The sequence below is a fragment of the Streptomyces sp. NPDC090106 genome, from assembly GCF_044747265.1.
Lineage (GTDB): Bacteria > Actinomycetota > Actinomycetes > Streptomycetales > Streptomycetaceae > Streptomyces.
The window spans coordinates 151,222-177,381 of the sequence record NZ_JBIVDS010000007.1 but is presented as its reverse complement, the minus strand read 5'-3'; the positions used below and the strand labels follow the sequence as shown (position 1 = coordinate 177,381).

The following is a 26,160-nucleotide window of genomic DNA, read 5'->3' as shown; positions in this document are numbered from 1 at the left end:
GGTCCCGACACGGACCGCCCGTAGATCTTCGCTCTACTCCCCCGGCCTCCACGGCCGAAGAACTCCAGAGAGGCAGACGTATGCCGTCCTCCGCCGCCGGGCACCGCTCGCACTCCCCGGTCAGTGAACACGCCGTGAACCGAAGGGGCTTCCTGCGGACCTCGCTGGGCGCCACGGCCGGCGTGCTGGCCGCCCCGACGCTCGCTTCGCTGGTGTCCGCCACGAGCGCCAAGGCCGCGACGTCGTACGCCGCGTTCGTCGACGACTACCAGAGCAACGTGCTCACGAACCTGACGCCCGAGACCAACGCGGTCGTCCGGGCCCTCGGCGGCTTCGCCGCGATCTGGAAGACCGGCGACGCCTGGAACACCGGCACGCCGCTGCTGCCCGAGGTGCTCCGCGCCAACATGCGCTACTGCGCCCGCCTCACGGCGGCCCGCACCGACGCGCAGGCCAAGGAGGCGTTCCTCTACGACCGCCAGCACCAGAGCTACGCGATGATCGGGGCGCTCGGCCCGCTCGCCGACCTGTACCGCTCGGGCGCCAAGGCGGTCACCTCGATCACCTCGGCCCCGGACGGCACCCCGTCGGGCAAGATCAGCGACACCCTGCCCGCGGACGCCCCCGCCGGTTCCGCGCTCGGCGCGGGCTCCTACGACTCGGAGCTCGGCAAGGTCGCCCTGCTCGTCGACACGGTCCGCGGCCCGTACGCCTCCGGCAATCCGGCCAAGTACGCCTTCCAGTACCCGCGTCCGTGGCGGATGAACGAGCGCAGCCAGGTCGTCGACACGGGGAGGACCGACGCGCTCGGCTTCCCCGTCTACGACTCCGCCGTGATCGTCGCCCCGCAGCTGCTGTGGCAGCGCGGCACCGCCGCGGCCGACGACGGCGGCTTCCCCAGCGGCCACACCAACGCCTTCCACCTGGCGGCGCTGGCGTACGCCTACGCCGTGCCGGAGCGGTTCCAGGAGCTGGTGACCCGGGCGTTCGAGCTGAGCCACAGCCGGATCATGTCCGGCATGCACTCGACGGTCGACGTGCTGGGCGGCCGGGTGATGGCGACGGCGCTGGCCGCCGCCGCACTCGCCGACCCCGCGAACGCCGCCCTCAAGGCCGCGGCCCGGGCGCAGGCCCTCGCGTACTTCGAGGAGCGGACGGGCAGCACGGCGGACACCCTCTACGCCCACGCCCACTCCGACGCCTCCGACCCCTACGCCGACCGCGAGGCCAACGCCCGCGGCGTCGAGCCCCGGCTGACGTACGTCCTCACCCGCAAGGGCCGCAGCACCCCGCTGACCGTGCCCAAGGGCGCCGAGGTGCTGCTGGAGACGCGACTGCCGTATCTGACGGCGCGGCAGCGCCGCGAGGTGCTGCGCTCGACCGCGCTGCCCTCCGGGTACGTCCTCCTCGACGGCTTCGAGCAGTGGGGCCGCCTCAACCTGTTCGCGGCGGCGGACGGTTACGGCTCCTTCGAGTCCGACGTGACCGTGACGCTGGACGCGGCGGCGGGCGGCTTCTCGGCGGCCGACGCCTGGCGCAACGACATCGACGGCGCCGGCGGCCTCACCAAGCGCGGCTCCGGCACGCTCACCCTGACCGGACGCAACCGGTACACGGGCGGCACCGTCGTGAAGCAGGGCGTGCTGGCCGCGGCCTCCGCGCACGCGCTCGGCCACGGCGAGGTCCGGGTCGGCGGCGGAACGCTGCGGCTCGACGCGTCCGCCCAGGTGCACGGCTCCTACAGCCAGGAGAACGGCACGCTCGCCATGACCCTGCGCTCGGGCCACGAGCCGGCCCTGGAGGTGACCCGGCGCGCGCTCCTCGGCGCGGGCAGCGTGCTCTCGCTCACCCTCGACACCGAGCACCCGCCGACGGCCGGACGCACGGTCCGGGTGCTGGCCGCCCAGGGGCTGCGCGGCCGGTTCGACCGGATCGAGCTGAACTCCGCGACGCTGCGCGCCGTACCCGTCTACACGGCGGACGGTCTGTCGGTACGACTCGTGAAGCGGTGACGCTCCCGGGGGCGGGAGCTGGTGCACAGTAGGCGCATGACGCGCCCCGGCATCCCTTCCGCCCCCGCCGGTGCCATGTCGTCGCGGGACGGATGATGGCACGTGAACAGCTGCCGGTCCTGGACCGGCCCCTCCCGTCGGAGCCGCCCGCACGAGCACTGCCCCGGGCCCGGCGATGGCTGACACCGCTCCTGGTGGGCGTCCTGCTCGCGCAGATGGCCGTCGCGATGGTGACGACCGCCGTGGAGCAGACCCCGACCATCGACGAACCCGTGTACGTCGGCACGGCGGCGGAGTACCTGCACGAGCACCGTGTCCTGCACAACCCCGAGCATCCGCCGCTGGGCAAGCTCGTCATCGCGCTCGGCGTGGCCGTCGCCGACCCGCACTACGACTCCTCCTTCACCGGCGACCAGGGCGAGACGGGCCGTCATCTGCTGTACGGGTCGGGCAACGACCCCTGGCGGCTGATGCTGTGGGCGCGGCTGCCGGTGATCGCGCTGACCCTGGCGTTCGGTCTGGTGGTGTTCGCCTTCGCACGTGAACTCGCGGGCCGCGTCGGCGGGTCGGCGGCGCTCGCGCTGTACGCGTTCTCCCCCGACGTCATCGCGCACGGCTCGCTGGCGACCCTCGACGTGCCCGCGGCCGGTTTCATACTGACGGCCGCGTGGCTGCTGTGGCGGGCGCGGCTGCGGCCCCGGCTGTACCTGCCGCTCGCCGGGGCGGCGGTCGGAGCGGCGCTCGCGACGAGGATGAGCGCACTGGCCGTGGTGCCGGTGCTGCTGGGTCTCGCCGCCTGGTCGGTGTGGCGGGCCGGGGGCGCGCGGGACCGGCGCCGGGCTCTGGTGCGGGCGGCCTGCGCGGTGTGCGGGGTGGCGGTCGTGGCCGTGGCCGTCGTCTGGCTGACGTATCTCGTGGTCGATCCGCGGCTGCGGTGGACGCCGCGTCAGCACATCCCGGTCGTGCACGGTCTGCGCGGGCTGCTGGTCGCTCTGTCGCCGTTCCCCGAGGCCTACCGGGACGGAATGCGGGTGCAGTTCGGCTTCGAGAACTACCCCTGGCAGGGCTTCCTGTTCGGACGGGTGTACACCGGCTCCCTCTGGTACTACCTGCCGGTCGCGCTGCTGGTGAAGACGCCGCTCGGGATGCTCGCCCTGTGGGCGGCGGGCTCGGTCACGGTCCTGGCGGTACGGCGGGTGCGGCCCGCCGCGCCCTATCTGCTGCTGCCCTCGGCGGTGCTGCTGCTCGCGGCGATGACCGGTGCGCGGGACCTGGGGACCCGGTACGCGGTGTTCATGCCGATGTTCCTGGCGGTGGCGGCCGGGTGCCTGCTCGTCCTGCGCGGGCGCCGGACGGGTGCGGTGGCCGGGGCGCTGGTGCTGTTCGTCGCCGTCAGCTCGCTGCGCGCCTTCCCCTTCTATCTGCCGTACTCCAACGAAGCGTTCGGCGGTCCCGACAAGACACGGCTGCGGCTGCACGACTCGAACGTCGACTGGGGGCAGGACCTCGGGCGGCTGGCCGACCGGCTGCGGCACCGTTATCCGGGGCAGCGGGTGTGGCTGGTCTACAAGGGCAGCGGGGTGCCGTCGTACTACGGGATCAGGGCGTCGGACCCGCGCAAGGTCGACCCGCGGCGGGTGCGGGGGCTGCTGGTGGTGTCCGACTCCTCGGCCGCGAAGGCCAAGGGCCGGCTCGCCGAACTGATCGAGAGAAGCCGTTCGATCGACCATGTCGGATATTCGATCACCATCTATCGGCCGGATTCCGTGACGGGCACTCGAAACCACTCGTGAGCGAATTGATCGTGTGCTCACCGGGCCCTCGGCGCCCCTGCGCAGCCGCTGGTCACAACGGTGTGTGGGCTATGTTGAGGCACTGTGGAAGACAAAGGAGGCGCTCCCGCGCCATCGCCGCCGTCGGAGCAACAGACGCGCGCACAGGCATCCGCGATCACTTCGGGCAAGTCGGCCCCGGAGGCCGAGGCGGCACCGACTTCCCAGATCAGGACCCTTTTCGACCGGCCCAGGCTGTCGCCGGGACAGCGGCGCATCGCCCAGTACCTGATCGAGCACCTCACCGAGGCGGCGTTCCTGTCGATCACCGATCTCGCCGACCGGGTGGGGGTCAGCCAGCCCTCGGTGACCCGCTTCGCGGCGGCGGTCGGCTTCAGCGGCTACCCGGCGCTGCGCGAGAAGCTCCAGTCCATCGCCCTGGGCACCCTGGCGAGCGGGCCCGTCGCGGCCGAGGAGACGCGGGGCAACGAACTCCAGGCCGCCGTCGACGCCGAGATCGAGAACCTGGAGAACCTGCGGCGTGACTTCGCCGACCCGGACCAGGTCATCGACGTCGGCCGCGAACTGTCCCGGTCGACGCCGCTGACCGTCCTCGGGCTGCGCATCTCGGTGTCCCTCGCGGAGTACTTCGCCTACGCCGCGCGCCGCGTCCACCCCGACGTGCGGCTGGTGACGCTGGGCGGCAGCGTCGCCTACGACGCGCTGCTGCAGTCCCGCGAGGCGGGCGGCACCTGGGTGCTGGCGTTCTCGATGCCCCGGCACGCACAGGAGACCCTGACGGCGGTGCGGGTCGCGCGCAGCGCGGGGCTCAAGGTCGCCCTCATCACCGACCTGGCGCTCGGCCCGGTGGCCGACGAGGCCGACGTCGTGTTCGCCACCGGCACCGGCTCCCGGCTGGTCTTCGACTCCTACGCCGCGCCCGGCGTGATGGCCTCCGCGCTGCTCCAGGCCATGACGGACGCCGACCCCGAGCGCACCCAGGCACGCCTGGAGGAGTACGAGCAGATCTCCGACCAGCACCAGTTCTTCCTGCGCGACTGACCTCCGTCGCCGCTTCCCGGCCCTTCGGCCACACCAGACGAACCTGCCCCAAAGGGATCATTCGCATCACATCACACATGAATGTTTTCATACGTCTTGCAAACCGGACGGCATATATAAATACTTCTCAACGGATCGCCACCCGGCCGCTCCCGGGTCCCGTTCCGCACCCCCGTCCCCGTCTCCGCCTCCGCCCGTAGAAAGCCGACGGTCCGCCCATGCGCACGCCGCACCTTCCGCCGCGCCGGCGCCGTCCGCTGCCCGGGCCCCCGCACGGACACCCGTCACCGCCGTCACCTACCCGCGTCGGCATGCCGGGTGTTCCTCGGGCCTCGCCTGCGCGAGCGCCCGTGGCGGCCCCGGTCATCCCCTAGACCGGGGCCGCCCAACCCGTCGGACCACCCCTCACGACGCCGCACACCCGGAGCCGCCCTCCATGACTGTGACGACCACCCACATCGCCCAGGACTGGCCCTGCCAGGTCAAGACGCCCGGCAGCTACGACTGGGAACGCTCGGCGGCCAAGTGGCTGCGTGAGCTGGTGCCGGCCCGCTACGCCAGCTACCCGGCGCTGATCCGCCACCCCGTGCTGCTCGCCCGGCACGCGCAGATCCAGGTCCAGCACGAGATCCGCGTCGCCCGCACCGCGCTCCAGACCGCGCGCGCCGATCTGCCCGCCCTCGGCCTGCCGGAATCGGTCATCGAACACACCATCAAGCTGTACGCGGCGGAGGTCCTGCAGCTCCAGCACATCGCGCGCAGCGTCCGGGCCGTCAGCCGCGCGCTCATCGACCACAACGCGGGGCGCTGACCAGGGCACGCCCGGTGCCGGCATCCCCTGATCCGGTCCGCACGAGACCGCCGACGAACGCGTCGCGCTGTGCGATGCTCATCGCGTGACGAGCGAGCCCGCCCTTCCGGCGGAGTCGGGCGCCGCCCCGGACACGGTGGCGCTGGCACGGATCGTGGCCCACCAACGTGCCGAACTGGAACGCCTGCGCGACGAGTCGGCGACCGCGGCAGTCGTCGAGCGGGCCCGGGGCGCGGTGATGGCCCTGACCGGCTGCTCGCCCGACGCCGCCCGTGACATGCTCGCCCAGCGCGCCGGAGCCGCGGGCCGCACCCTGCTGGAGGAGTGCTGGATCACCCTCGGCGAGCTGACCCCGCCGACGGACCCCGCCCCGCCGCCCGACGCGCGCCGCCGGGCCCGCCTCGTGCCCACGTCGCGGGAGGCGTCCGAGTCCGGCTCCGTGGACCTCGGCCGGCTCGGCAGGGCGCTCGTCCGGGTGGGCACCCCGCAGGACCTCGCCCGCTGTCTGCTGAACCATCTGTCGCCGGGCCCGGACGCCGACGCCGTCATGATCTTCGCCCGGCTGCCCTCCGGCGGCCTCGAACTGATCGGGCACGCGGGCATCGACGACCGGCTCGCCGCCCAGTGGCGCCAGGTGCCGCCGCTCGGCGGGATCGCCGCGCTGGACGCGCTCCGCTCCGGAGAGCCCCGGTGGCTGGAGGACGTCCGCCGGGAGCGGGAGCAGCACCTGCTCATCGGCGACCCGCCCGACCGCTGGCTGTCGCGGGCCTGGCTGCCCATGACCGCCCGGGACAGCGCCGACATCTGCGTCGGCTTCCTGCGCGCCCGCGGCGGCCCGTTCACCCCGCGGACCCGGGCCCATCTGCTGGCCGTCGCCCGGCTCTGCGCCGGACGGCTGCGCGCCTTCGGCAGCCCGCGCGACCCGGCCGACGCCGACTCCGTGCAGGCCGTCCTGGACGCGCTGCCCGGGGCGACCCTGCTGCTGGCCCCGGAGCGCGGACCGTCCGGGGAGGCGGAGGACTACCGGGTCACCGCCGCCACCCGGGAGGCGTTCGACGCCTTCGGCCGCACCGGCCACGAACTGGTCGGCCTGCGCCTGCTGGAGTGCTTCCCGACGCTCGCGGGCCGGCCCCTGTGGCAGGCCTGCCACCGCACGCTCGCCACCGGAGAGCCCTACGACAGCGAGCCGTTCGCCCAGGAGACGGTGGCGGGCGGGGTCGCCGAACTGTCCACCCACACCGTGCGGGTGGCGCGTCTGGGCGGTTCGCTCACCGTCAGCTGGCTCCGCCACGCCTCCTCCGACGTGCAGGAACAGCGGCTCGCCGACATGCAGCGGCTCGGCAGCCTCGGCTGGGTCACCTGGAACCTCGTCACCCAGGAGGCCACCTGGTCCTCCCAGGTGTACGCCGCCCTCGACCGGGACCCCGCCGACGGGCCGGTCCGCCTCACCGCGCTGCCCGCGCTCGCCCTGCGCGAGGACGTGCCCGCGCTGACCCGCGCCGTGACCGAACTCGTGCGGCACGGGCGGCCGTCGGCCGTGCCGTTCCGCACCGGCGAGGGCGACGCCGTGCGGCATCTGCGGCTGGTCGCCGAAGCGGTGACCGACCTGGGCGGCACCCCCGTCGAGGTGCACGGCTTCGTCCAGGACGTCACCGCGCAGCGCAGCGCCGAACTGGCCCTCGTCGAGAGCGAACAGGCCATCCTGACGCAGTACGACGACCTGCGCGCCGAACGCTCCCTGGCCGCCCGGCTCCAGCACGCGCTGCTGCCCCTGCCCACCCGGCTGCTGCGCCCGGCCGGGCTGCGCGTCGAAGTCGCCTATCTGCCCGCGCAGTCGGGGATACACGTGGGCGGCGACTGGTTCAGCGCCATCGAACTGCCCGACGGCGACGCCCTGTTCGTCGTCGGCGACGTCGCGGGCCACGGCATGGACGCGGTCGCCACCATGGCCCAGCTCCGGTTCACCGCCAAGGGCATGCTCATCACGGGATCGTCGCTGACCGGCGCCCTCGCCCGCCTCAACGCCCTGCTGCTGCACTCCCGCGGCCGGCACGGCACCGCCACCATGGTCCTCGCCCGCTACTCCCCCGCCGACCGGCGCCTGGTGTGGGCCCAGGCCGGGCATCCGCCGCCGCTGCTGCTGCTGCGCGACGGCCGGGCCCGCTACCTCGACCGGCCCGGCGGCATGCTCCTCGGGGCGTGCGCCTCACCGCGGTTCACCGAGCAGGTGTGTCCGCTGGAGCCGGGCGACCGCATCCTGCTGTACACGGACGGGCTGGTGGAGCGCCCGTCCGAGGGACTGGACCGGGGTCTTCAGCGGCTCGCCGACGCCGCCGTCGCCCACCCCGCCGCGGGCCGCGGCGCACTGCGGCCCCTGCTCGCGGACCTCCTGGAGGGCGAGCTGCGCGACGACGTGTGCGTCGTGGACATCCGGGTCCCCGGCGGGCGGACCTGACCGCCCGCCGCCGTCAACCGCCCTCCGTGGTACGGGACTCCAGGGCGTCCCGGGTGTCGTTGCCGTAGACGCCGGTCTCGTCGCCGCGGATGCCGTACCAGAGCTGGAAGCGGGCCACGGCCTCGGTGAGGACGGCGTCGTAGGTGCCGTCGGTGGGGCCGTCCCGGTAGACGTCGGGGATGCGCAGCAGGCGCTGCTGGAGGTCGGTGACCTCCGGTCCGCTGTCGCCCTCGCGGAGCGTGCCGGCTCCGTCGGGGTCCACGGCGTCCGGCCCGGCCGGTGCCGACGCGCTGACGGGAGGGGTGGGCGTCGGCGCGGGCGTGGCGGTGGTCCCGGTGTGTCCGCGCTCGTGCAGCAGGAGCGCGCCGCCGAAGCCGAGCAGCGCGGCGGCGGCCACCGCGATCACCACGGCGGCCCGGCGCTGACCTGGCCCGAAGCCGAGGCCCCCGCCACCGTGGGACACGGGGGCGGGCCGCGCGGGGACGGGTGGCAGTTCCTGGGTCTCGTCCTCCCAGTCCTCGGGGCTCCGCCGCGGCATCACCACGGACTCGTAACCGGCCCCGTCCTGCGGTGGCTCACGGAAGAGCTCGGCCAGGGCGTCGGTGCGCCGGGGGCGCAGCACCCTGATCGGTTCGAGGACCGGGCGGTCCTGCGGTTGCCCGGTCTCGGGCGGTGTCGGCACGTGGGTCTCCTTCCGTCCCTCGCGCGGCAGGCGCGACCGTCCCCGGGTGTGATACGCGGCGCGGGCGCCGCCGGTTCAGCGGCCCGGCCCGAACCTGAACCGATCAATACGATCGATTCGGTAGGCGCTATTGAGCGTTCGATCGTTCGCGTGCTAGAAACCGCCGTCATGACGACTATGCCTCGCCTGTCCCGTTGGTCACGCCGCGGCTTCCTGTCCGCGAGCACCGGTACCGCCCTCGCCCTCGGTCTCGCCGCGCGGGCTTCCGCCGCGGTCCCGTCGGCCGCCGCGACGGCGGCGGAAGCGGACGAGTTCGCCACCCTGCGGGCGAAGTGGAGCACCCTCGTCCTCGGCGAGGGATTCAGCCCCACCGCCGAGCCGTTCCGGACCCGGCTCACCGAACTGGGCACCACAGCGGCCCAGTTGCTGTCCACCATGGCCCCGGCGACCGGTTCCCTCTGGCCCGACCTGGTCTACGCCGACCCCGAGCCGGACACCGACCAGGAGTCGTACGGCTACTCCGCCAACATGAACGCGAGTTACACCCGGCTCCACACGCTCACCCAGGCCTGCGTCCGCCCGGGCACCGGTCTCACCGGCGACGCGGACCTCAAGGCGGCGATCCTCACCGGTCTCGACCACCTCCAGGCCGAGGTCTACAACGCCGGCCAGACCCGCTACGGCAACTGGTACAACTGGCAGATCGGCGCACCGCAGGCGCTGCTCGACATCTGCGTGCTGCTGTACGACGACCTGTCGGCCGCGCGGCTCGCCGGATTCCTCGCCGCCGTCGACCACTTCGTGCCCGACTCCGCCGTCGCGTCCTACTCCGGCACGAGCACCGGCGCCAACCGGGTCGACCTGTGCCGGGTGCTGGCGCTGCGCGGGATCGTCGGCGCGAGCGCGGCGAAGACGGCACTGGCGCGCGACGCCCTCTCCCCGGTGTTCCCGTACGTCACGAGCGGCGACGGGCTCTACACCGACGGGTCCTTCATCCAGCACACCACCGTGCCCTACACGGGCTCCTACGGCTCGGTCATGCTCGGCGGGCTCGGGATGCTGTTCGCGCTGCTCGCCGGGTCGACCTGGGAGGTCACGGACGCGAACCGGCAGATCGTGTTCGACGCGGTCGAGAACGCCTGGGCACCGTTCCTGCACAACGGCCTGGTCATGGACGGGGTCGCGGGCCGCGCGATCAGCCGCGGCCTGACCGCGACCGACGCCAAGCAGATCCAGCAGGACGACCATCTGCGGGGCCACCCGATCCTCGCGGCGATCGTCCTGCTCGGACTGGGCGCGAGCGGCACGGAGAACGCGCGCTGGCGGGCGCTGGTCAAGGGCTGGATGCAGCGCGACTACTACAGCCCGCCGATGAGCGACCCCTCGCTCTCGCTCGCCGGACTCGCCCGTCTCCAGGGTGTCCAGGACGACACGACGGTCACCGCGCTCGCCGAGCCCACCGGGCACCGGCTGTTCACCGGCATGGCCCGGGCCACCCACCGCGGACCCGGCTGGGCCGCCTCGATCAGCATGGCGGACCGGCGGATCACCTACTACGAGACCGGCAACGGCGAGAACCTGCGCGGCTGGCACACCGGCTCCGGAATGCTCTACTGGTGGGGCGACACCTACGCCAACGGCCAGTACAGCGACGCCTTCTGGCCCACCGTCGACCCCTACCGGCTGCCCGGCACGACCGCCTCGCGCAAGGTTCTCGCCGACGCGGCGGGCGGCGACTGGGGCGCGTCCCTGCCGGACGTGAACTGGGTCGGCGGGGTCACCGACGGCCGGCGGGCCTCGATCGGCCAGTACCTCAAGGGACTTCAGTCCACGCTCTTGGCGAAGAAGTCGTGGTTCTGCCTCGACGACGCGATCGTCTGCCTGGGCGCGGGCATCACGTCGACGGACGGCACGGCGGTCGAGTCGACGATCGAGAACCGCAACCTCGGCGCGACCGGCGGCCACACCTTCACCGTCGACGGCACGGTCCGCTCCGCCGCCTCCCCGTGGTCGCAGGCGTTCACCGGCGCCAGCTGGGCGCACATCGGCGGCATGGGCGGCTACGTCTTCCCCGGCGGCGCCGACTTCACCGCGCGGCGCGAGGCGCGCACCGGCGCGTGGAGCGACATCAACAAGGGCGGCTCGACGACCGCGCTCACCCGCACGTACCTGACCCTGTACGTCGACCACGGCACCGATCCGACCGGCGCGGGCTACGCCTATCTGCTGATGCCGGGCGCCACGGCCGCGCAGACCCAGGCCCGCGCCGCCGCCACGGGCTGGTTGACCGTGCTGGCCAACACCGACGGCCAGCAGGGCGTCAGCGTGCCCTCGTCGGGCTTCACCGGCGTCAACTTCTGGTTCGGCGGCACGGTCGGCCCGCTCGTCGCGAGCGACCCGTGCTCCGTGATGGTCACCGAGAAGGGCGACGGCACGGCGGTGCTCTGCGTCAGCGACCCCAAGCGGATGCTGACGGGGCTCACGCTCACCTGGGACCGGGCGGTCTCCGCGGTCGTCTCGAAGCCGTCCACGGTGACCTCGGCGACGACGGGTTCCGCGCTCACCCTGACCTTCGGCGACCTCACGGCGACGGCGGGCGCCACCCAGAAGATCACCGTCAGCCTGGCGTGACCTCCAGGAGGTCAGCCCCGGGCGGCCTCCAGGAACCGGTGCAGGGACGCCTTCAGCGCGATGACGAAGGCGTCCCTCGTCGCGTCGTCGAGGGCGTCCAGGGAGAGATAGGGGTTCAGGTCCTCCAGCTCCACCAGCAGCAGTTCGCCGCCCGGCGCGCGACAGGCGTCGACGCGCTGGATGCCGTGGGCGAGGCTGTTCCACCCGACGAACCGGCGGGCGAACTCCAGGTCCTGCGGGGTCGGTTCATAGGGTTCGAGTTCCCAGCGGCGGTCGGTGCGCGGGGCGTACAGGGCGTACTGGAAGTCGTGGTCGACGAAGTAGAAGGACACCTCGTAGGCGAAGTCCACGCACGGCTGGACGAGGACGTCGCCGTCGGCGAGATCCCGCACCTGCCCGGCCTCCACGATCCGCAGCCCCACCGAGTCCGCGCCGAGCTTCGGCTTGACGACGTACCGCCCGGACTCCGGCAGCCGGCGCAGGTCCGCCGCGCGGTCCACGGTCGGGATGACGGGGTACCCGGCCGCGCTCAGGTCGAGCAGGTACTGCTTGCCCGCCATGTCGCCCCTGCCGTCGAGGGGGTTGTAGACCCGCGTCCCGGCCTCGGCCGCCCGCGCGCGGAAGGCGTCGTACGCGTCCTGGTAGGCGAGGACGGGGCCGCTGTTGCGGACGACGACGGCGTCGAAGGCGTCCATCAGCGCGGCCGCGTCGCGGGGGTGGCACAGGGCCAGGTCGAACTCCTCGCGCAGCCGTGCGGTGAGGTGGATGTCCTCGTCGCAGTAGCGGCGCCCGCGCGCCGGGTAGGCCAGGTCGGTCACATAGAGGAGGCGGGGGCGGCGGGCGGTGGACATGCGGGCTCCTGGCCGGGGCGTCGGGACGGCAGCAGAAAGGTTACGTCAGCGGCTGTCCGGTCCGGCCGGTGCGGGCGCTTCCGTACAATTTGAGGCCGAACGACCGCACGGCCCTCGGAAACGGTGAGGTCGTCGTCCCGCGACCGAAGGAGTCCCCGTGCCCGGCCAGCGATCCATCACCGAAGCCGAGAAGCTCGCCGCGGCCAAGCTGGGCGGCGTCGCGATCCGCCGGGAGCAGATGGCGGCGGTCGCCAACATCTACCGGGCCGCCTCCGCCGTCCGCCAGCATCTGGAGAACTCGGTGCTGCGCGGTTCGGACCTGACATGGACCGCGTTCGTGGTGCTGTGGGTGGTGTGGGTGTGGGGCGAGTCGGAGACCCGGCACGTGGCGGAGGAGGCGGGGATCTCCAAGGGCACGCTGACGGGGGTGGCCCGGACGCTGGAGTCGCGCGGGCTGCTGCGCCGGGCCGGGCACCCGACCGACGGACGGCTGGTCCTGCTGAGCCTGACCGACAAGGGCGAGGAGCTGATGGCCCGGGTGTTCCCCGAGTTCAACGCCGAGGAGGCGTTCGTGACGGAGGGGCTCTCCGACGCCGAGTGCCACGTCCTCGCGGAGGGGCTCAGGAAGGTCGTCCTCCAGGTCGAGGAGCACGGGGAGGAGCGCCGCCGTTCGCTGCTCGGCGGCGCCGAACCGGCCCCGCGGCGCAGCGGGCGGCGTTCCAAGTCCTGACGGTGCGTCAACCGGCGGACCGGCAGCTGACGGTACGTCAACCGGCTGATCGGCGGACCAGTTCGTCGAACAGGCGCTGCTGGGCGGGGTCTTCGTGCGCGGTGTCCTCGGGGTGCCACTGCACGGCGGTGAACCAGCCGCGCGCGGTGGGGAGTTCGAGAGCCTCGATCGTGCCGTCGGCGGCCCGGGCGGTCACGCGCAGTCCGGTGCCCACGCGGTCGACGCGCTGGTGGTGGTAGCAGGAGACGTCGGTCTTCTCCGCTCCGGTGACCCGGGCGACGGTCGATCCGGGTTCCAGGGTGACGGGGTGCACGACATGCCGGTGGTCGCCGCCGGGGCCGCCCATGTCCTGGTGCAGGGTGCCACCGAGGACGGTGTTGACGACCTGGAGCCCCCGGCAGACCGCCAGCAGGGGAAGGCCCAGGTCCAGCGCGTGGCGGGCCGTCTCCAGGTCGAAGGCGTCCTGGACGTCGTCGACGTCGTACACGTCGGCGTGCACGTCGGCGGCGCCGTAGCGGTGCGGGGCGAGGTCGCCGCCGCCGGGCAGCAGGACGCCGTCGAAGCGGGTGAGGCGGGCGGCCACGTCGGTCGGGGCGGGGTGGACGGCGACCGGTTCGCCGCCCGCCCGCCAGACGGCCTCCACGAGCGCGCGTGCGCTGACCTCGGCGGCGTACCGGAGGGCGGAGGCGGACGCGGCGAACCGGGCCGGGACGGCGATGAGCGGGCGGTGCCCGAGGGGCGGTCCGGCCGGGTGGGGTGTCACAACTGGATCCAGGTGGTCTTGAGTTCGGTGTACTTCTCCAGGGCGTGGGCGGACTTGTCGCGGCCGTTGCCGGACTGCTTGTAGCCGCCGAAGGGCACGGTCAGGTCGCCCTCCTCGTAGCAGTTGACCCAGACGGTTCCGGCCCTCAGGGCGCGGGACGCGCGGTGGGCGGTGGTGAGGTCGGAGGTCCACAGTCCGGCGGCGAGGCCGTACTCGGTGGCGTTGGCCAGGCGTATCGCCTCGTCGAGGTCGTCGAAGGGCAGGACGGACAGGACCGGGCCGAAGATCTCCTCGCGGGCCAGCCGGGAGGCGGGGGTGACCTGGTCGAAGACGGTCGGCTCCAGGTAGGTGCCGCCGGTGCCGGTGAGGGTGCGGGCGCCGCCGGTGCGGAGCCGGGCGCCCTCGTCGTGGCCGGTGGCGATGTGGTCCAGGACGCGGCCGAGGTGGGCCTCGCCGACCAGGGCGCCCATCTCGGTGGCCGGGTCGAGCGGGTCGCCGACGCGCAGGGCGCGGGCCCGCCGTACGACGGCCTCGGTGACCTGTTCGGCCACGGTGGAGTGGACCAGGAGGCGGGAGGGGGCGGTGCACATCTCGCCCTGGTTGAAGAAGATGCCCCAGGCGGCGGTGGCGGCGGCCCGGTCGAGATCGGGGGCGTCGGGCAGGACGATGTTCGGTGACTTGCCGCCGAGTTCGAGCCAGACGCGCTTGAGGTTGGAGTCGGCCGCGTAGCGCAGGAAGTGGCGCCCGACGGCGGTGGAGCCGGTGAACGCGAGGACGTCGACGTCCGGATGGAGGCCGAGGGCCCGTCCGGCGACGGGGCCGCGTCCGCCGACGACGTTGAGGACACCCGGCGGCAGTCCTGCCTCGGTGGCCAGCCGGCCCAGGAGCAGTGCGGAGAGCGGGGAGTTCTCGGAGGGTTTGAGGACGACGGTGCAGCCGGCCGCGAGGGCCGGGGCTACCTTCCAACCGGCGAGCGTCAGGGGGAAGTTCCACGGGACGACCGCGCCGACCACGCCGGCGGGCTCGCGGGTGACGAGGGCGAGGGCGTCGGACGCGGTGTGCGGGGACTCGTCGGTGAGCTTGTCGGCGAGCTGGCCGTACCAGCGGAACGTGCCGATGGCGGCGCGCAGTTCGATGTCGTGGGCGTCGGTGACGGGTTTGCCCATCTCCAGGCTGACGGTGAGGGCGAGCGACTCCCGGTTGTCCTCGATGAGTTCGGCGAGGCGGACGAGGGCACGGCCCCGGTCGGCGGGTGCGAGGCGCGGCCAGGGGCCGTGGTCGAAGGCGCGGCGGGCGGCGGCCACGGCCGCGTCGACCTCGGCGGGGCCGCCGTCGGCGACCTCGGCGAGGACCCTGCCGTCGCGCGGTGACACGGCGTGGAAGGTCCCGCCGCCACCTGGCTCGTCGGCTCCGTCGATGTGGTGCGCGCCGGAGATCTCCAGCGCCTTGGCCCGACGGAGCCATTCGTCGTGGGTGACGGCGGACATGGGTGTCCTCTCTTCCGGGGGTGGGGCGGTCTAGGCGGTCGCGTCGCGGCGGGTCAGGCGGGCGGTGAGCAGGCCGAGGAGCAGGACCGCGGGGACGGACACCTCCAGCCAGAGGGCGGTGGTGCTGTCGCCGCCGATGAGGGTGGTGAAGTTCGCGAGGATCAGCCAGATGGCACCGGCGATGCCGAGGGCGCCGAGGCCGGGGGCGATCAGGGTGTTCCAGGGGCGGGTGTCGAGGCGTTCGCGGCGGAAGTAGACGACGACGGAGGCCGAGGTCAGGAAGTACAGCAGCATGATCCCGAGGACGGCGACGCCGCTGCCCCAGGAGAAGAGCGTCAGGACGGGGTCCTTCCCTGCGAGCGCGAAGGGGACGACGAGCAGGAGGGCGATGCCGGTCTGGACGCCTCCCGCGACGGCCGGGCAGTGGCGCCGGTTGGTCCTGGTGAGCGCGTGGGGCAGCAGGCGGTCGCGGCCCAGGGAGTACAGATAGCGGTTGGCGGAGTTGTGGAAGGCCAGGATGCCGGCGAACAGGGACGTGGCCAGCAGGACGGGCAGCACGTCGTTGACCCAGGCGCCGAACTGGTCGGCGATGGGCGCGAAGACGAAGGACGTGGAGTCCCCGCTCTCCAGGGCCTTCCCGGCCGCCGCCGAGGCCTGGGAGGCGCCGTAGGCGGAGATGAGCATCCAGGAGGTGAAGGCGAAGAAGCCGGTCACCAGGGCGACGGCGAGATAGGTGGCGCGGGGGACGGTCCTGCGGGGTTCGCGCGCCTCCTCGCCGTAGATCGCGGTGGCCTCGAAGCCGACCATCGAGGCGACGGCGAACATCAGGGCCACGCCCGGCGCGCCGTCGAGGGCGGCGGCCGGTGAGAAGGAGTCCACGAAGCCGAGCCCTTCGGGGCCGCCGCACTTGACCAGGGTGACCAGGGAGAAGGCGCTGAGGATGCTGAACTCGGCGAGGACGAACACCGCGAGCACCTTGGCGCCCATCTCGATGCCGGAGGCGCCGAGCACCTGGACGATCGCCATGGTGATCACCGAGCACGCCCACCAGGGCAGGTCGAGACCGGTGTGCGCGGCCAGCAGACCGCTGACGGTGGCGCCGTACAGGCCGTACATCGCGGCCTGGATGGCGCAGTAGGAGAAGAGCGCGACCCCGGCGCTGCCCGTGCCGACGGTCCGGCCGAGCCCTTTGCCGATGTAGGTGTAGAAGGCGCCGGCGTTGACCACGTGACGGCCCATGGCGACGAAGCCGACCGAGAAGAGCAGCGTGATCACTCCGGCCACCACGTAGGCGGCGGGTGCGCCGGCACCGTTGCCGATCCCGACGGAGATGGGGGCGGCGCCCGCGATGCCGGTCAGCGGGGCCTGTGCGGACAGGACGAAGAAGAGGATGCCCAGGACGCCGAGGGCGTTGGGCTTGAGCGTGCCTGCGGTGGATGTGGTGTCCTGCGCGGTCTGCGCCGCGGCGACCGTCCGACTGTCCACTCGGATCACCTGCCTGGAGGAGAGGAGGATCGTTTCAGGCCAAACGAGTTGCCTTATCGTGGGGCCGAACTATCCGTTTGGCAAGGGGCCGCGGCGGAGTTTCCGCCGCCGACGCGCACTTCTTACGAAGCCGTGACCAGCCGTACGGCACGCGGGACGGAGGGCGGGCGTCGAGCGGGTCGGGCGGGAGCCGGGCCGGTGGGAGGTGGGCCTGCGGGAGACAGGCCGGTGGGAGGCGCGGTGGTGGTGGGAGGCGCGGTGGTGGCGCTTCAGTCCCCGGCCCGTTCGCGGGCGAGCAGCCGCAGCGTCGCGCGCAGTTCGTCGAGGGCGCTCTCGATGACGTCCCGCTCGCCGAAGACGAGCTGGTGCAGGACGAGACCCTCCAGGGTGGCGAACACCATCCGGGACAGGCCCTCGTCGACGGGCCCGGGCAGCATCTGGGTGAGTTCGCGGCGGGCCGCGTCGAAGTACTCGTCGTACAGCGCCCGCAGGTGCGGGAGCAGTTCGGGGCGGCGGCGGGACTCCAGCAGCAGTTCGTACTGGAAGGCCTGGTGGTCGGGTCCGGTGGCCACCATGTCGGTGAGCCCGGCGGCGAAGTCGGCGGTGTCGCCGGTGCCGGGTTCCAGGGCGCTGCTGCTGAGGGAGGTGCGGATGGCGTGGGTGAGCGCCTCCTCGATCAGCGCGTCGCGCGAACCGAAGTGGTGCACGACGAGCCCGTGGGTGACGCCCGCCTCCTCGGCGACGGCCCGGTAGGTGAGCCTGCGCAGCCCGCCCCGCGCGACGACGCGGACAGCGGCGTCCAGCAGGGCCTCGCGGCCCGCGCCGTAGGTCACGCGCTTGCGGGGGCGCCGCTCGGCAGGATCGGTCATGACAGCGACCCTACCTGCGCGAACGGCGCCGGCGGCGGCGGTGCGCCCCGGGCCGTCGCGGTCAGCGGCGCGGCGGGCGGACGCCACGGAACTCCCAGTCGCCGCCGAGCGCGGTGGACAGCACTTCCTCGGACTCGGTGGGCTGCGCGCCGACGTCGGCGCGCAGGGGCGTGGGTCCGGTGACGATGTGGTTGGTGAGCCGCCCGAGCCCTTCCACCTCGACCTCGACGACGTCACCGGGCTGTACCGGGCGGGAGTTGGCGGGGGTGCCGGACAGCAGGACGTCGCCCGGGTACAGGGTGATGGTGCGGGCGATGTCGGCGACGAGGTAGTGCATGTCCCACTGCATCTCGTCCGTCGAACCGTCCTGCGCCACCTGCCCGTTGACGTACGTGCGCAGGCTCTTGCCGTGGAAGTCCCAGTCCGTCACCAGCCCGGGGCCGAGCGGGCAGAGGGTGTCGGAGCCCTTGACGCGGAGCATCGAACCGGCGTCGGTGTCCCGGAAGTCGTGCAGGCCGTAGTCGTTGGCGATCGTGTAGCCCGCGATGAACTCCCCCGCTTCCGCGGGGGAGATGTTCCGCGCGGTGCGCCCGATGACGATGGCCACCTCGCCCTCGTAGTTGAGCCACTTGCAGCCCTCGGGGCGGACGACCGCGCCCCGGTGGGAGTTGAGGGCGGAGGTGGGCTTGTGGAAGTAGGTGGGGGTGGCGGGCAGCTCGATCATGAACTCGTCCACGCGGCTGCGGTGGTTGAGGTGGACGGCGATCACCTTGGACGGCACGACGGGCGGCAGGTGGTGCGCCTCGCCGGCCTTGACGCGGCGGCCGTCACCGGCGACGAGTTCGTCGCCGTCGACGGTGACCTGGACGGCGGCGCCGTCCAGGAGGATGCGGCGGTACTCGGGCATGGGGCGGTCTCCTAACTGCGGCTGTGCGGGGTGCGCGGGGCGGTCCGGGTGCGCGGGGCGGTCGGTCCGGTACGGGCGGCCGGTCCGGTGCCGGTCCAGCCGTCGGCGGGGCGGTCGAACCAGAGGTGGACCTGGCCGGTGCCGATCGAGTTCTCGTAGGCGCCGTACTGGCGGGCCGGGGCGGCGCAGGCCCCTTCGCCGAGGGCGCCGGCCATCATCAGGTAGTGGAAGAACCTGGCTTCGGGCCTGAACCTCCAGAAGGCGTCCATGGTGTCGAGGACCTTGTCGTGGCGGCCCGCCTTGAACCAGTCGATGCGTTCCAGGTCGGCCTCGCGGGCCTCTGGGGTGAAGATGTGCGACGGGTCGCTGGACTCGTGGTCGCGCAGTTCGCGCAGCGGCCAGAAGGTGTGGGAGAGGGCGCCGGAGGCGATGAGCAGCACGCGGCGTCCGGGGGTGGCGGCGATGCCGTCGGCGAGGGCGCGTCCGAGGCGCAGGTGGTCCTCCATGTCGCCGGTCTGGCAGACGCCGATGGTCACCCAGCGCTTGCCGGGCAGGCCCTCGCCGAGGAACTTCCAGAGGTTGATCGTGGCGTAGTAGATCGGCAGGAAGTCGTCCTCGATCGCGGTGATCCAGGTGCCGTGCTTGTCCGCGAACCGCTCGATGTTGAGGGCCAGTTCGGGGTCGCCGGGAAAGTCGTAGGGCATCCGGCACATTCCGCGCGGGAGTTCCTCGGAGGTGAACAGGCCCGCGCGGCGGCGCTGGGCGGTGACGACGAACTCGACGGTGGTCGCCCAGTGGGAGTCGAGGACGACGACGGTGTCGTAGTCGTCGCGGGCGAAGACGTCCTCGCGCAGCTGCCGGAGCCCGGTGACGAGGGTGATCTCCTTGCCCTCGTTGAGTTCGAGGCGGTCGGCCTCCGGCAGGACGATGGTGGGGACGTGGGCGAGCAGCCCGGCCCCGACGATCTCACCCATGGCTGTGGCTCCATCCCCGCGGCGCGGTCACGGTGTTCTTGAGGTCGCAGTAGAAGTCGAAGCTCCAGGTGCCGCCCTCGCGGCCGACGCCGGAGAGGCGGGAGCCGCCGAAGGGTGCCCGGAGGTCGCGGACGAAGAAGCAGTTGACCCAGACGGTCCCGGCGACGAGGCGTGCGGTGACCCGCTCGGCCCGCTCCGGGTCACCGGTGGCGAGGGTGGCGGCGAGGCCGAACCGGGTGTCGTCGGCGAGGCGGACGGCTTCCTCCTCGTCGGTGAAGGTCTGGAGGGTGAGGACGGGTCCGAAGACCTCCTCCTGCACGATCTCGGAGTCCTGGGCGACGTCGGTGAGGAGCGTGGGCGCGTAGTACTGCCCGTCCCCCGGGTGCCCGCCGATGACCGCGCGGGCGCCGTTCGCGAGGGCCCGCCGCACGAAGCCGTCGATCTTCTCCAGCTGGCGGGGGTGGATGCAGGGTCCGATGTCGGTGGCCTCCTCGCGGGGGTCCCCCTGCGTGAGCCGCCCGGCCTTCTCGGCGAACCGGCGGGTGAACTCCTCGGCGACGGACTCCTCGACCAGCAGGCGGGTCGCGGCCAGGCAGACCTGCCCGGCGTTGTCGTACTGCTCGACGGCGAGGTCCACCGCGAGGTCGAGATCGGCGTCCGCGAAGACCAGCAGGGGCGATTTGCCGCCGAGTTCGAGGCTCAGCGGGGTCAGGTTGGCCGCCGCGGAGGCCGCGATGCGCCGGGCCGTGGGCACGGACCCGGTGAAGCTGATGCGGCGGACGTCCGGGTGCGAGGTGAGGGCGTCGCCGATCTCGGAGCCGAGGCCCTGGACGACGTTGAGGACACCGTCGGGCAGTCCGGCCTCGGCGGCGATGTCGGCGAGGAGGGAGGCGGTGAGCGGGGACCACTCGGCGGGCTTGAGCACCACCGTGTCACCGGCGGCGAGGGCCGGGGCGACCTTCCAGGTGGCCAGCATCAGCGGGGCGTTCCAGGGCGTGATCAGCACACACGGCCCGGCGGGGTCCCAGCTGACCTGGTTCGTGTGCCCGCGCGTCTCGAAGTCCTCGTGGTCCAGGGTCAGCAACCAGTCGGCGAAGAAACGGAAGTTGTGCGCGACGCGGGGCATCACGCCGCGGCGGTGGGACCGCAGCAGCGCCCCGTTGTCCGTGGTCTCGACGATCGCGAGCTCCTCGATCCGCTTCTCGACCCCGTCCGCGACGGCGTGCAGGATGCGGGCCCGTTCGGCGCGCGGGGTGGCGGCCCAGGCGGGGAAGGCGGCGCGGGCGGCGGCCACCGCGGCGGCGGCCTCCTTCGCCGTGCCCCGGGAGATCTCGCCGATCGTGCCGCCGTCGATGGGCGACACGTCGGTGAACGTCCCGGCGGAGGCGACGCGTTCGCCGCCGATCCAGTGCCGGGTGTCGACGGCGACCCCGGCCACCTTGAGCGTGTGCGTGGTCATCTCTGGCCTCCAAGTCCTGTGGCGGATACGGGATTCACTCGGCAGCGGACGTGCCGGACTCCAGGAGCCGGCCGCCGTCCCACACCACGCCGACCTGCCGGTAGTACGCGGCGATCGGCTCCCGGATCTCCAGCCGGGCCAGCTCCTCCGTGGGCGCCTCGAACAGCTCCAGTTCGGCGTCGCCGACCCATGCCTGGCCGGCCTCGAAGGAGGCGGCGCCGGTCTCGATCAGTTCGTCGAGGGCGAGCCCCTTGCCGTTTTCCACGGACGGCAGCCAGCGGTGGTGGGCCATGGGGTGGGCGTTGACGAACCCGTTGGTCCGCGACGGTTCGCGCAGGGTCACCACGGTCTGGGCGAGCCGGCGGTCGGCGGCGGCGAGGGTCGCCCCGAAGCGCGCGCCCGCCTCGATGCGCGGGGCGGGACCGTAGGGGTGGGGGCGGGTCTGGTGGATGGAGCCGAGCTTCTTCGGATAGCCCTGGTGCAGGCCCCGCGCGACGGCGAAGTCCTTGTCGACCCAGATGTACACGCAGCGCGAGTACGTCTGTCCCCGGTACCGGCAGCGGACGACCGCGAACGCCTCCTTGTACTGGGCGCGCACCGGGTCGAGGAGTTCCTCCCCGGCCGCCGCGCAGGACTGCCAGTCGGCCCAGATGAGCGCCACGGCTCCCGGGTCCTCCTCCGCCAACTCCAGCGGCTCGGGCAACAGTTCACGGACGCGGGCGGGGTCGGTGCGGTACTCGACGGTGAGCAGGTCGCCGGAGTAGTGCCAGGGCGGCGCGGGGATCAGCGACGAGGCGCCTGTCGCCGTCTTGGGGTGGAAGTAACCACGGACACCGGTCACTTGAGGGCTCCTTGCGCGGTGAGGGCGGTACGGGCGGGCTGCCGGAGGAGTTCGGCGCGGTACCGGGCGGCCCGGGTGGCGACGGCCGGGCCGCCGAGGGCGACGACACCGACGAGCAGGCCGTCGTGGTGGTACCCGGCCAGCAGGTCGCCGTCCGGGGCGCCTTCGAGGAGGCGGACGTCCGCGAGGCCGAGGGCGGGCGCTCCGAAGGACTGGAGGCGGAAGTCGTGCTGGTCGCTCCAGAAGGTGGGCAGCGGCGCGAAGGGCGCCGGCTCCGCCTCCCCGCAGGTGAGATGGGCGACGAGGGACCTGGCGGCGTGCTTGGCGGTGTCGGTGGGGATGGACCAGTGCTCGACGCGGCGCGGGACGCCGTCGTAGCGGGCGTTGGGGAAGCGGGCGACGTCGCCGACCGCGACGACCTCGGGCCGGCCGCCGACCCGTAGCCGCGCGTCGGTGAGGACGCCGTCGGTGAGGTCCAGGCCGTTGCCGTCCAGCCATTCGACGTTGGCGAGCGAGCCGACCGACTCGATCACCACGTCGGCGGGCAGGGTGCGGCCGTCGCTCAGGGTGACGCCGGTGACGCGTTCGCCGCCCTCGAATCCGGCGACGGCGACGCCGAGCGCGAACCGCACCCCGCGTTCCTCGTGCCGGGCGCGCAGGGCGCGGGCGAGCAGGTCACCGAGGGGTGCCACCATCGGCTGGGGCAGCGGGTCGACGACGGTGACGTGGGCCGCGCCGAGCCCGGTGGCGGTGGCGGCGACCTCGCAGCCGATGAATCCGGCGCCGATGACGACCACACGGACGCCGGGGCGGGTCAGTGCGTCGCGCAGGGCGCGGGCGTCGGCGAGGGTGCGGACCGTGTGGCGGCCGGCGAGGGGGCCGGGGCGGTCCAGGCGGCGGGGGCGCATGCCGGTGGCGACGACGAGTCCGTCGTAGGGCAGGGTGCCGCCGTCGTCGAGTTCCACGAGGCGTTCGTCGAGGCGGGCGGCGGTGACGCGGGTGCCCAGGCGCCATTCGACGTCGGCGGTGGACGCCTTCGGGGTGAAGGCGAGCGTCTCGAAGGAGGCCCGGCCCGCCAGTACCTCCTTGGAGAGCGGGGGCCGGTTGTAGGGCATGTGGGGCTCGTCGCCGACGACGGTGACGGGTCCGGTCCAGCCGGCCGCCCGCAGTTGCTCGGCGGCGCGCAGACCGCCCAGCGAGGCCCCGGCGACGACGACGCGTCCGGTGCGCGTCATGTCAGCCCTCGATCCGGATCGCCTGGAGCGGGCAGACGTCGGCGGCTTCCTCGACCTCGTCGCGCAGGGCGTCGTCGGCGTCGGGGACGTAGGCGAGGTGTCCGTCGTCGTCCAGCCGGAAGACGTCGGGGGCGGCGAAGACGCACTGGCCGTGGTCCTGGCACTTGTTCATGTCGACGACGACCTTCATGGCCGGCCTCCTGGGAGTGGCGTCGGGGCGGGAGAAGGAGAAGGGGAGGAAGAAGGAGAAGGGGAAAAGGGCCCGCCCGGTGCACGGGCGGGCCCCGGCCAAAGGGGTGCGGATCACCGCACCCCCTACTCGTTTGGCTTCAAACAAAGTAGGCAGGCCCTCACCCCTCGTCAATACCTATCCGTCTGGATAAATTCTTTCCCCGCACCCCTTGCGGGCACCGCCACCCGTTCTTACCGTTTGGCATCAAACAATGAGCTGAGGGCCCGAGGAGACAACGGTGAGCGCTCACGACACCCCGGACGTCCGCCGCCATCTGGAGCGGCTCGCCGCCGACGGCATCGACGTGGTCCGGGTGACCTATCCCGATCTGATCGGCACCGACCGCGCCCGTGACGTCCTGGTCGAGGAACTGCCCCGGGCCATGGAGCACGGGCTGGCGTTCTGCCGCGCCGTCTACCACACCAGCCCGCAGGGCGACGTGGTAGCGGTCGGCGGCGGCCTGGACGCGGGGCTGCCAGACATCTCGGTCCGGCCCGACCTGGACACGCTGACGCCCCTGCCGTGGGAACCAGGGGTCGCCACCTGTCTCGGGGACGTCCTGGACCCGGCGACCGGGGTGCCCGCCCCGGAGTCACCGCGCGATCTGCTGCGCGCCGTCCTGGACCGGTGCGCCGAGCACGGGCTGCGGCCGGTCGTCGGACCGGAGCTGGAGTACTTCCTGTGCGAGCCGGACCCCGCGGGCGGCTGGCGCCGGTACGCCCGTGACCCTGGCGTCGTCTACACCGCCGGACTGCGCGCCGACCCGGACAACCACCTGCTGCGCACCCTGCGGCGGGTCAGGGAGCTGGGCGTGGGCGCGATCAGCGGGAACCACGAGTTCGACGGCGGCCAGTTCGAGATCAACCTGACCCATTCACCCGCCCTGTCGGCGGCCGACCGCGCCTTCCGTTTCAAGGCGGCGGTCAAGGAGCTGGCCCGCGCCGAGGGCAGACTCGCCACCTTCATGGCCAAACCCTTCAACGACGCGGGCGGCTCGGGCTTCCACCTCCATCTGTCCTGCGAGGACGCCTCGGGGGCCAACGTCTTCGACGACCCCGCAGGGGTGCACGGCCTGTCGGCGACCGCCCGGCACGCCGTCGCGGGCGTCCTCGCCCACGCGCCCGCCCTGGCCGCCCTCGCCAATCCGACCGTGAACTCCTACAAACGCTTCGGCCCCGACACCCTCGCGCCCTGGCTGATCGACTGGGGGCTCGACAACCGCAGCGCCATGGTGCGGGTCCCGCCGGAGCGCGGCGGCGGGGCCCGCCTCGAACTGCGGCTCGGCGACGGCGGCGCCAACCCCTATCTGCTGATCGCGGGCACGATCGCGGCGGCCCTGCTCGGCGTGCTGGCGGGCGACGAACCGCCGCCCCCGCTGGAGGGCTACGGCTACGACACCGCCCGATCGCCCCTGCTGCCCCAGACCCTGCCGGCCGCCCTGGACGCGCTGGAGGCGGACACCGCACTGTCCACGCTGCTCGGCAAGGACTTCACCACCGCCTACCTGACCTACAAGCGCGACGAGGTCGAACGCTTCCAACGGCACGTCACCGACTGGGAGTTCACCGAGTACGCCTACCACCTGTGACGACCGGGAGCCACCGATGACCACCCACCCCACCCCCGCGGCCCCCGACGCCGCCGAACCGATGGCGCTCGCCGACGTCGACCTGGCCGACCTCGACCGCTTCACGGACGGCGTCACCCCGTGGCGGATGTTCCACACCCTGCGCCATGAGGACCCGGTGCACTGGCAGCCGGAGGACGCGCCCAACTCGGGTTTCTGGGCGGTGACCCGGCACGCCGACATCGCCCGCGTCGACCGGGACGCGGAGACCTTCACCTCCACCCGGTTCGTCAATCTCGAAGAGGTCGACGAGGACCAGATCCGCAAACGCGCCTCCATCCTCGAACTCGACGGGGTCCGCCACCGCGCCCTGCGCAGCGTCATCCAGCGGCAGTTCGGCGCCGGCGTCATCAACAGCTACACCGACTTCCTGCGCGGGCTCACCGCGAAGACGCTCGACGCGGCACTCGCCAAGGGCCGGTTCGACTTCGTGCGCGAGGTGTCCGCCGACTTCCCCATCAACGTGCTCGCCCGGCTCCTCGACGTACCGCCGACGGACAACCAGCGGCTCATCGACTGGGGCAACCGGATCATCGGCAACACCGACCCCGACTACGCGGACGTGCTGCTGCACAGCGAGGAGAGCGAGAAGTACCGCGATCTGCCCTTCCGCTCCCCCGCTTCCCTCGAAGTGTTCGCCTACGGACGGGAACTGGCCCGGCAGCGGCGCGGCGGCGACGGAGCCGACCTCGTCTCCAAGCTGGTCAACACCACCCCGCGCGACGGAGTCCCGTTGTCCGAGCGGGACTTCGACAACTACTTCCTGCTCCTGGTGGTGGCCGGAAACGAGACGACCCGGCACACCATCACCCACTCGATGCTGGCCCTCCTCCAGCACCCCGAGCAGCTCGCCCGCCTCCAGGAGGACCCCTCCCTGATCCCCACGGCGGTCGAGGAGTTCCTGCGCTGGGCCTCCCCCGTCTACCACTTCCGCCGCACCGCGACCCGGGACGTCGAACTCGGCGGGAAGCGGGTGAGGGAGGGGGACAAGGTCGTCATGTGGTACGCCTCCGGCAACCGTGACGAGGAGGTCTTCGGCAACCCCTACGCCTTCGACGTGGCCCGCGAGAACAACGACCACGTGACGTTCGGCAAGGGCAGCCCGCATCTGTGCCTGGGCAATCTGCTGGCCCGCACCGAGATCCGGATCATGTTCGAGGAGCTGATCCCCCGGCTCGCCGGCATCCGGCTCACCGGTGAAGTGCCGCGCGTGCGCTCGAACTTCGTCAACGGCATCAAGAAGCTGCCGGTCGAGGTGACCCTCGCCTGACCCCG

The 26,160-nt window shown here is 72.9% G+C and carries 21 protein-coding genes; 9 read left to right on the top strand and 12 right to left on the bottom strand.

Annotated features, from left to right (window positions below):
* Positions 1-80 precede the first annotated feature (80 nt).
* The 5 genes from ACIPSE_RS23520 (at position 81) to ACIPSE_RS23500 (ending at position 8,112) form a co-directional block, all read left to right on the top strand.
* Complete coding sequence (locus ACIPSE_RS23520; RefSeq protein ID WP_401665257.1) at positions 81-2,012, top strand: phosphatase PAP2 family protein; 1,932 nt, start codon at positions 81-83, stop codon at positions 2,010-2,012.
* A gap of 92 nt (positions 2,013-2,104) precedes the next feature.
* Positions 2,105-3,805: an ArnT family glycosyltransferase gene (locus tag ACIPSE_RS23515; RefSeq protein ID WP_401665256.1), complete on the top strand. Its 1,701-nt coding sequence runs from the start codon at positions 2,105-2,107 to the stop codon at positions 3,803-3,805.
* Positions 3,806-3,889: 84 nt separating this feature from the next.
* Positions 3,890-4,846 carry a MurR/RpiR family transcriptional regulator gene (locus ACIPSE_RS23510; RefSeq protein WP_401665255.1) on the top strand — a complete coding sequence of 319 codons (957 nt, stop codon included), beginning with the start codon at positions 3,890-3,892 and terminating at the stop codon, positions 4,844-4,846.
* Positions 4,847-5,282: 436 nt separating this feature from the next.
* A complete protein-coding gene (locus tag ACIPSE_RS23505) occupies positions 5,283-5,657 on the top strand; it encodes a hypothetical protein (RefSeq protein WP_401665254.1) in 375 nt (124 codons plus the stop codon).
* Positions 5,658-5,742: 85 nt separating this feature from the next.
* Positions 5,743-8,112: a SpoIIE family protein phosphatase gene (locus ACIPSE_RS23500; RefSeq protein ID WP_401665253.1), complete on the top strand. Its 2,370-nt coding sequence runs from the start codon at positions 5,743-5,745 to the stop codon at positions 8,110-8,112.
* Positions 8,113-8,125: 13 nt separating this feature from the next.
* Here ACIPSE_RS23500 and ACIPSE_RS23495 read toward each other — a convergent pair whose 3' ends face one another.
* Positions 8,126-8,794: a peptidoglycan-binding protein gene (locus ACIPSE_RS23495; protein ID WP_401665252.1), complete on the bottom strand. Its 669-nt coding sequence runs from the start codon at positions 8,792-8,794 to the stop codon at positions 8,126-8,128.
* Positions 8,795-8,962: 168 nt separating this feature from the next.
* Here ACIPSE_RS23495 and ACIPSE_RS23490 point away from each other — a divergent pair, with 168 nt between their 5' ends.
* Positions 8,963-11,425: a polysaccharide lyase 8 family protein gene (locus ACIPSE_RS23490; RefSeq protein WP_401665251.1), complete on the top strand. Its 2,463-nt coding sequence runs from the start codon at positions 8,963-8,965 to the stop codon at positions 11,423-11,425.
* A gap of 11 nt (positions 11,426-11,436) precedes the next feature.
* Here ACIPSE_RS23490 and ACIPSE_RS23485 read toward each other — a convergent pair whose 3' ends face one another.
* Positions 11,437-12,276 carry a hypothetical protein gene (locus ACIPSE_RS23485; RefSeq protein ID WP_401665250.1) on the bottom strand — a complete coding sequence of 280 codons (840 nt, stop codon included), beginning with the start codon at positions 12,274-12,276 and terminating at the stop codon, positions 11,437-11,439.
* Between the two features lie 157 nt (positions 12,277-12,433).
* On the opposite strand from ACIPSE_RS23485, the gene ACIPSE_RS23480 reads away from it, so the two are divergent.
* Positions 12,434-13,006, top strand: a complete 573-nt coding sequence (locus ACIPSE_RS23480) for a MarR family winged helix-turn-helix transcriptional regulator (protein WP_401665249.1) — start codon at positions 12,434-12,436, stop codon at positions 13,004-13,006.
* Positions 13,007-13,043: 37 nt separating this feature from the next.
* On the opposite strand, the gene ACIPSE_RS23475 is transcribed toward ACIPSE_RS23480, so the two are convergent.
* The 10 genes from ACIPSE_RS23475 to ACIPSE_RS23430 all read right to left on the bottom strand — a co-directional run bounded on the left by ACIPSE_RS23475 (position 13,044) and on the right by ACIPSE_RS23430 (position 23,216).
* Positions 13,044-13,769: a gamma-glutamyl-gamma-aminobutyrate hydrolase family protein gene (locus ACIPSE_RS23475; RefSeq protein ID WP_401665248.1), complete on the bottom strand. Its 726-nt coding sequence runs from the start codon at positions 13,767-13,769 to the stop codon at positions 13,044-13,046.
* Positions 13,766-15,256, bottom strand: coding sequence for an aldehyde dehydrogenase (locus ACIPSE_RS23470; RefSeq protein WP_401665246.1), 1,491 nt, complete (start codon positions 15,254-15,256; stop codon positions 13,766-13,768). The genes ACIPSE_RS23475 and ACIPSE_RS23470 overlap by 4 nt, the downstream gene beginning before the upstream one ends.
* Positions 15,257-15,286: 30 nt before the next feature.
* Positions 15,287-16,741 (bottom strand): APC family permease, encoded by a 1,455-nt coding sequence (locus ACIPSE_RS23465; protein ID WP_401665244.1) that lies wholly within the window; start codon positions 16,739-16,741, stop codon positions 15,287-15,289.
* 269 nt (positions 16,742-17,010) lie between these two features.
* Positions 17,011-17,610 carry a TetR/AcrR family transcriptional regulator gene (locus tag ACIPSE_RS23460; protein ID WP_401665242.1) on the bottom strand — a complete coding sequence of 200 codons (600 nt, stop codon included), beginning with the start codon at positions 17,608-17,610 and terminating at the stop codon, positions 17,011-17,013.
* A 61-nt stretch (positions 17,611-17,671) separates the two neighbouring features.
* Positions 17,672-18,517, bottom strand: a complete 846-nt coding sequence (locus tag ACIPSE_RS23455) for a fumarylacetoacetate hydrolase family protein (protein ID WP_401665241.1) — start codon at positions 18,515-18,517, stop codon at positions 17,672-17,674.
* Between the two features lie 11 nt (positions 18,518-18,528).
* Positions 18,529-19,491, bottom strand: coding sequence for a 3,4-dihydroxyphenylacetate 2,3-dioxygenase (locus tag ACIPSE_RS23450; protein WP_401665239.1), 963 nt, complete (start codon positions 19,489-19,491; stop codon positions 18,529-18,531).
* The gene (locus ACIPSE_RS23445; RefSeq protein WP_401665238.1) at positions 19,484-20,950 is read right to left on the bottom strand and encodes an aldehyde dehydrogenase; all 1,467 of its coding nucleotides are present in this window, start codon (positions 20,948-20,950) and stop codon (positions 19,484-19,486) included. Before ACIPSE_RS23445 ends, ACIPSE_RS23450 begins: the two co-directional genes overlap by 8 nt.
* A gap of 34 nt (positions 20,951-20,984) precedes the next feature.
* Positions 20,985-21,791 carry an acetoacetate decarboxylase family protein gene (locus tag ACIPSE_RS23440; RefSeq protein WP_401665237.1) on the bottom strand — a complete coding sequence of 269 codons (807 nt, stop codon included), beginning with the start codon at positions 21,789-21,791 and terminating at the stop codon, positions 20,985-20,987.
* The gene (locus ACIPSE_RS23435) at positions 21,788-23,026 is read right to left on the bottom strand and encodes an NAD(P)/FAD-dependent oxidoreductase (protein WP_401665236.1); all 1,239 of its coding nucleotides are present in this window, start codon (positions 23,024-23,026) and stop codon (positions 21,788-21,790) included. Before ACIPSE_RS23435 ends, ACIPSE_RS23440 begins: the two co-directional genes overlap by 4 nt.
* A gap of 1 nt (position 23,027) precedes the next feature.
* Positions 23,028-23,216 (bottom strand): ferredoxin, encoded by a 189-nt coding sequence (locus ACIPSE_RS23430; protein ID WP_401665235.1) that lies wholly within the window; start codon positions 23,214-23,216, stop codon positions 23,028-23,030.
* A gap of 280 nt (positions 23,217-23,496) precedes the next feature.
* Here ACIPSE_RS23430 and ACIPSE_RS23425 point away from each other — a divergent pair, with 280 nt between their 5' ends.
* Both ACIPSE_RS23425 and ACIPSE_RS23420 read left to right on the top strand, forming a co-directional pair.
* A complete protein-coding gene (locus tag ACIPSE_RS23425) occupies positions 23,497-24,846 on the top strand; it encodes a glutamine synthetase family protein (RefSeq protein WP_401665234.1) in 1,350 nt (449 codons plus the stop codon).
* A gap of 16 nt (positions 24,847-24,862) precedes the next feature.
* Positions 24,863-26,155, top strand: a complete 1,293-nt coding sequence (locus tag ACIPSE_RS23420; protein ID WP_401665233.1) for a cytochrome P450 — start codon at positions 24,863-24,865, stop codon at positions 26,153-26,155.
* Positions 26,156-26,160 lie beyond the last annotated feature (5 nt).

Bases quoted from the DNA above. Each gene is read 5' to 3' on its own strand.
- ACIPSE_RS23520 (WP_401665257.1), top strand. From the start codon at position 81: ATGCCGTCCTCCGCCGCCGGGCACCGCTCGCACTCCCCGGTCAGTGAA.
- ACIPSE_RS23515 (WP_401665256.1), top strand. From the start codon at position 2,105: ATGATGGCACGTGAACAGCTGCCGGTCCTGGACCGGCCCCTCCCGTCG.
- ACIPSE_RS23505 (WP_401665254.1), top strand. From the start codon at position 5,283: ATGACTGTGACGACCACCCACATCGCCCAGGACTGGCCCTGCCAGGTC.
- ACIPSE_RS23490 (WP_401665251.1), top strand. From the start codon at position 8,963: ATGACGACTATGCCTCGCCTGTCCCGTTGGTCACGCCGCGGCTTCCTG.
- ACIPSE_RS23485 (WP_401665250.1), bottom strand. From the start codon at position 12,276: ATGTCCACCGCCCGCCGCCCCCGCCTCCTCTATGTGACCGACCTGGCC.
- ACIPSE_RS23470 (WP_401665246.1), bottom strand. From the start codon at position 15,256: ATGTCCGCCGTCACCCACGACGAATGGCTCCGTCGGGCCAAGGCGCTG.
- ACIPSE_RS23460 (WP_401665242.1), bottom strand. From the start codon at position 17,610: ATGACCGATCCTGCCGAGCGGCGCCCCCGCAAGCGCGTGACCTACGGC.
- ACIPSE_RS23455 (WP_401665241.1), bottom strand. From the start codon at position 18,517: ATGCCCGAGTACCGCCGCATCCTCCTGGACGGCGCCGCCGTCCAGGTC.
- ACIPSE_RS23450 (WP_401665239.1), bottom strand. From the start codon at position 19,491: ATGGGTGAGATCGTCGGGGCCGGGCTGCTCGCCCACGTCCCCACCATC.
- ACIPSE_RS23445 (WP_401665238.1), bottom strand. From the start codon at position 20,950: ATGACCACGCACACGCTCAAGGTGGCCGGGGTCGCCGTCGACACCCGG.
- ACIPSE_RS23435 (WP_401665236.1), bottom strand. From the start codon at position 23,026: ATGACGCGCACCGGACGCGTCGTCGTCGCCGGGGCCTCGCTGGGCGGT.
- ACIPSE_RS23430 (WP_401665235.1), bottom strand. From the start codon at position 23,216: ATGAAGGTCGTCGTCGACATGAACAAGTGCCAGGACCACGGCCAGTGC.
- ACIPSE_RS23420 (WP_401665233.1), top strand. From the start codon at position 24,863: ATGACCACCCACCCCACCCCCGCGGCCCCCGACGCCGCCGAACCGATG.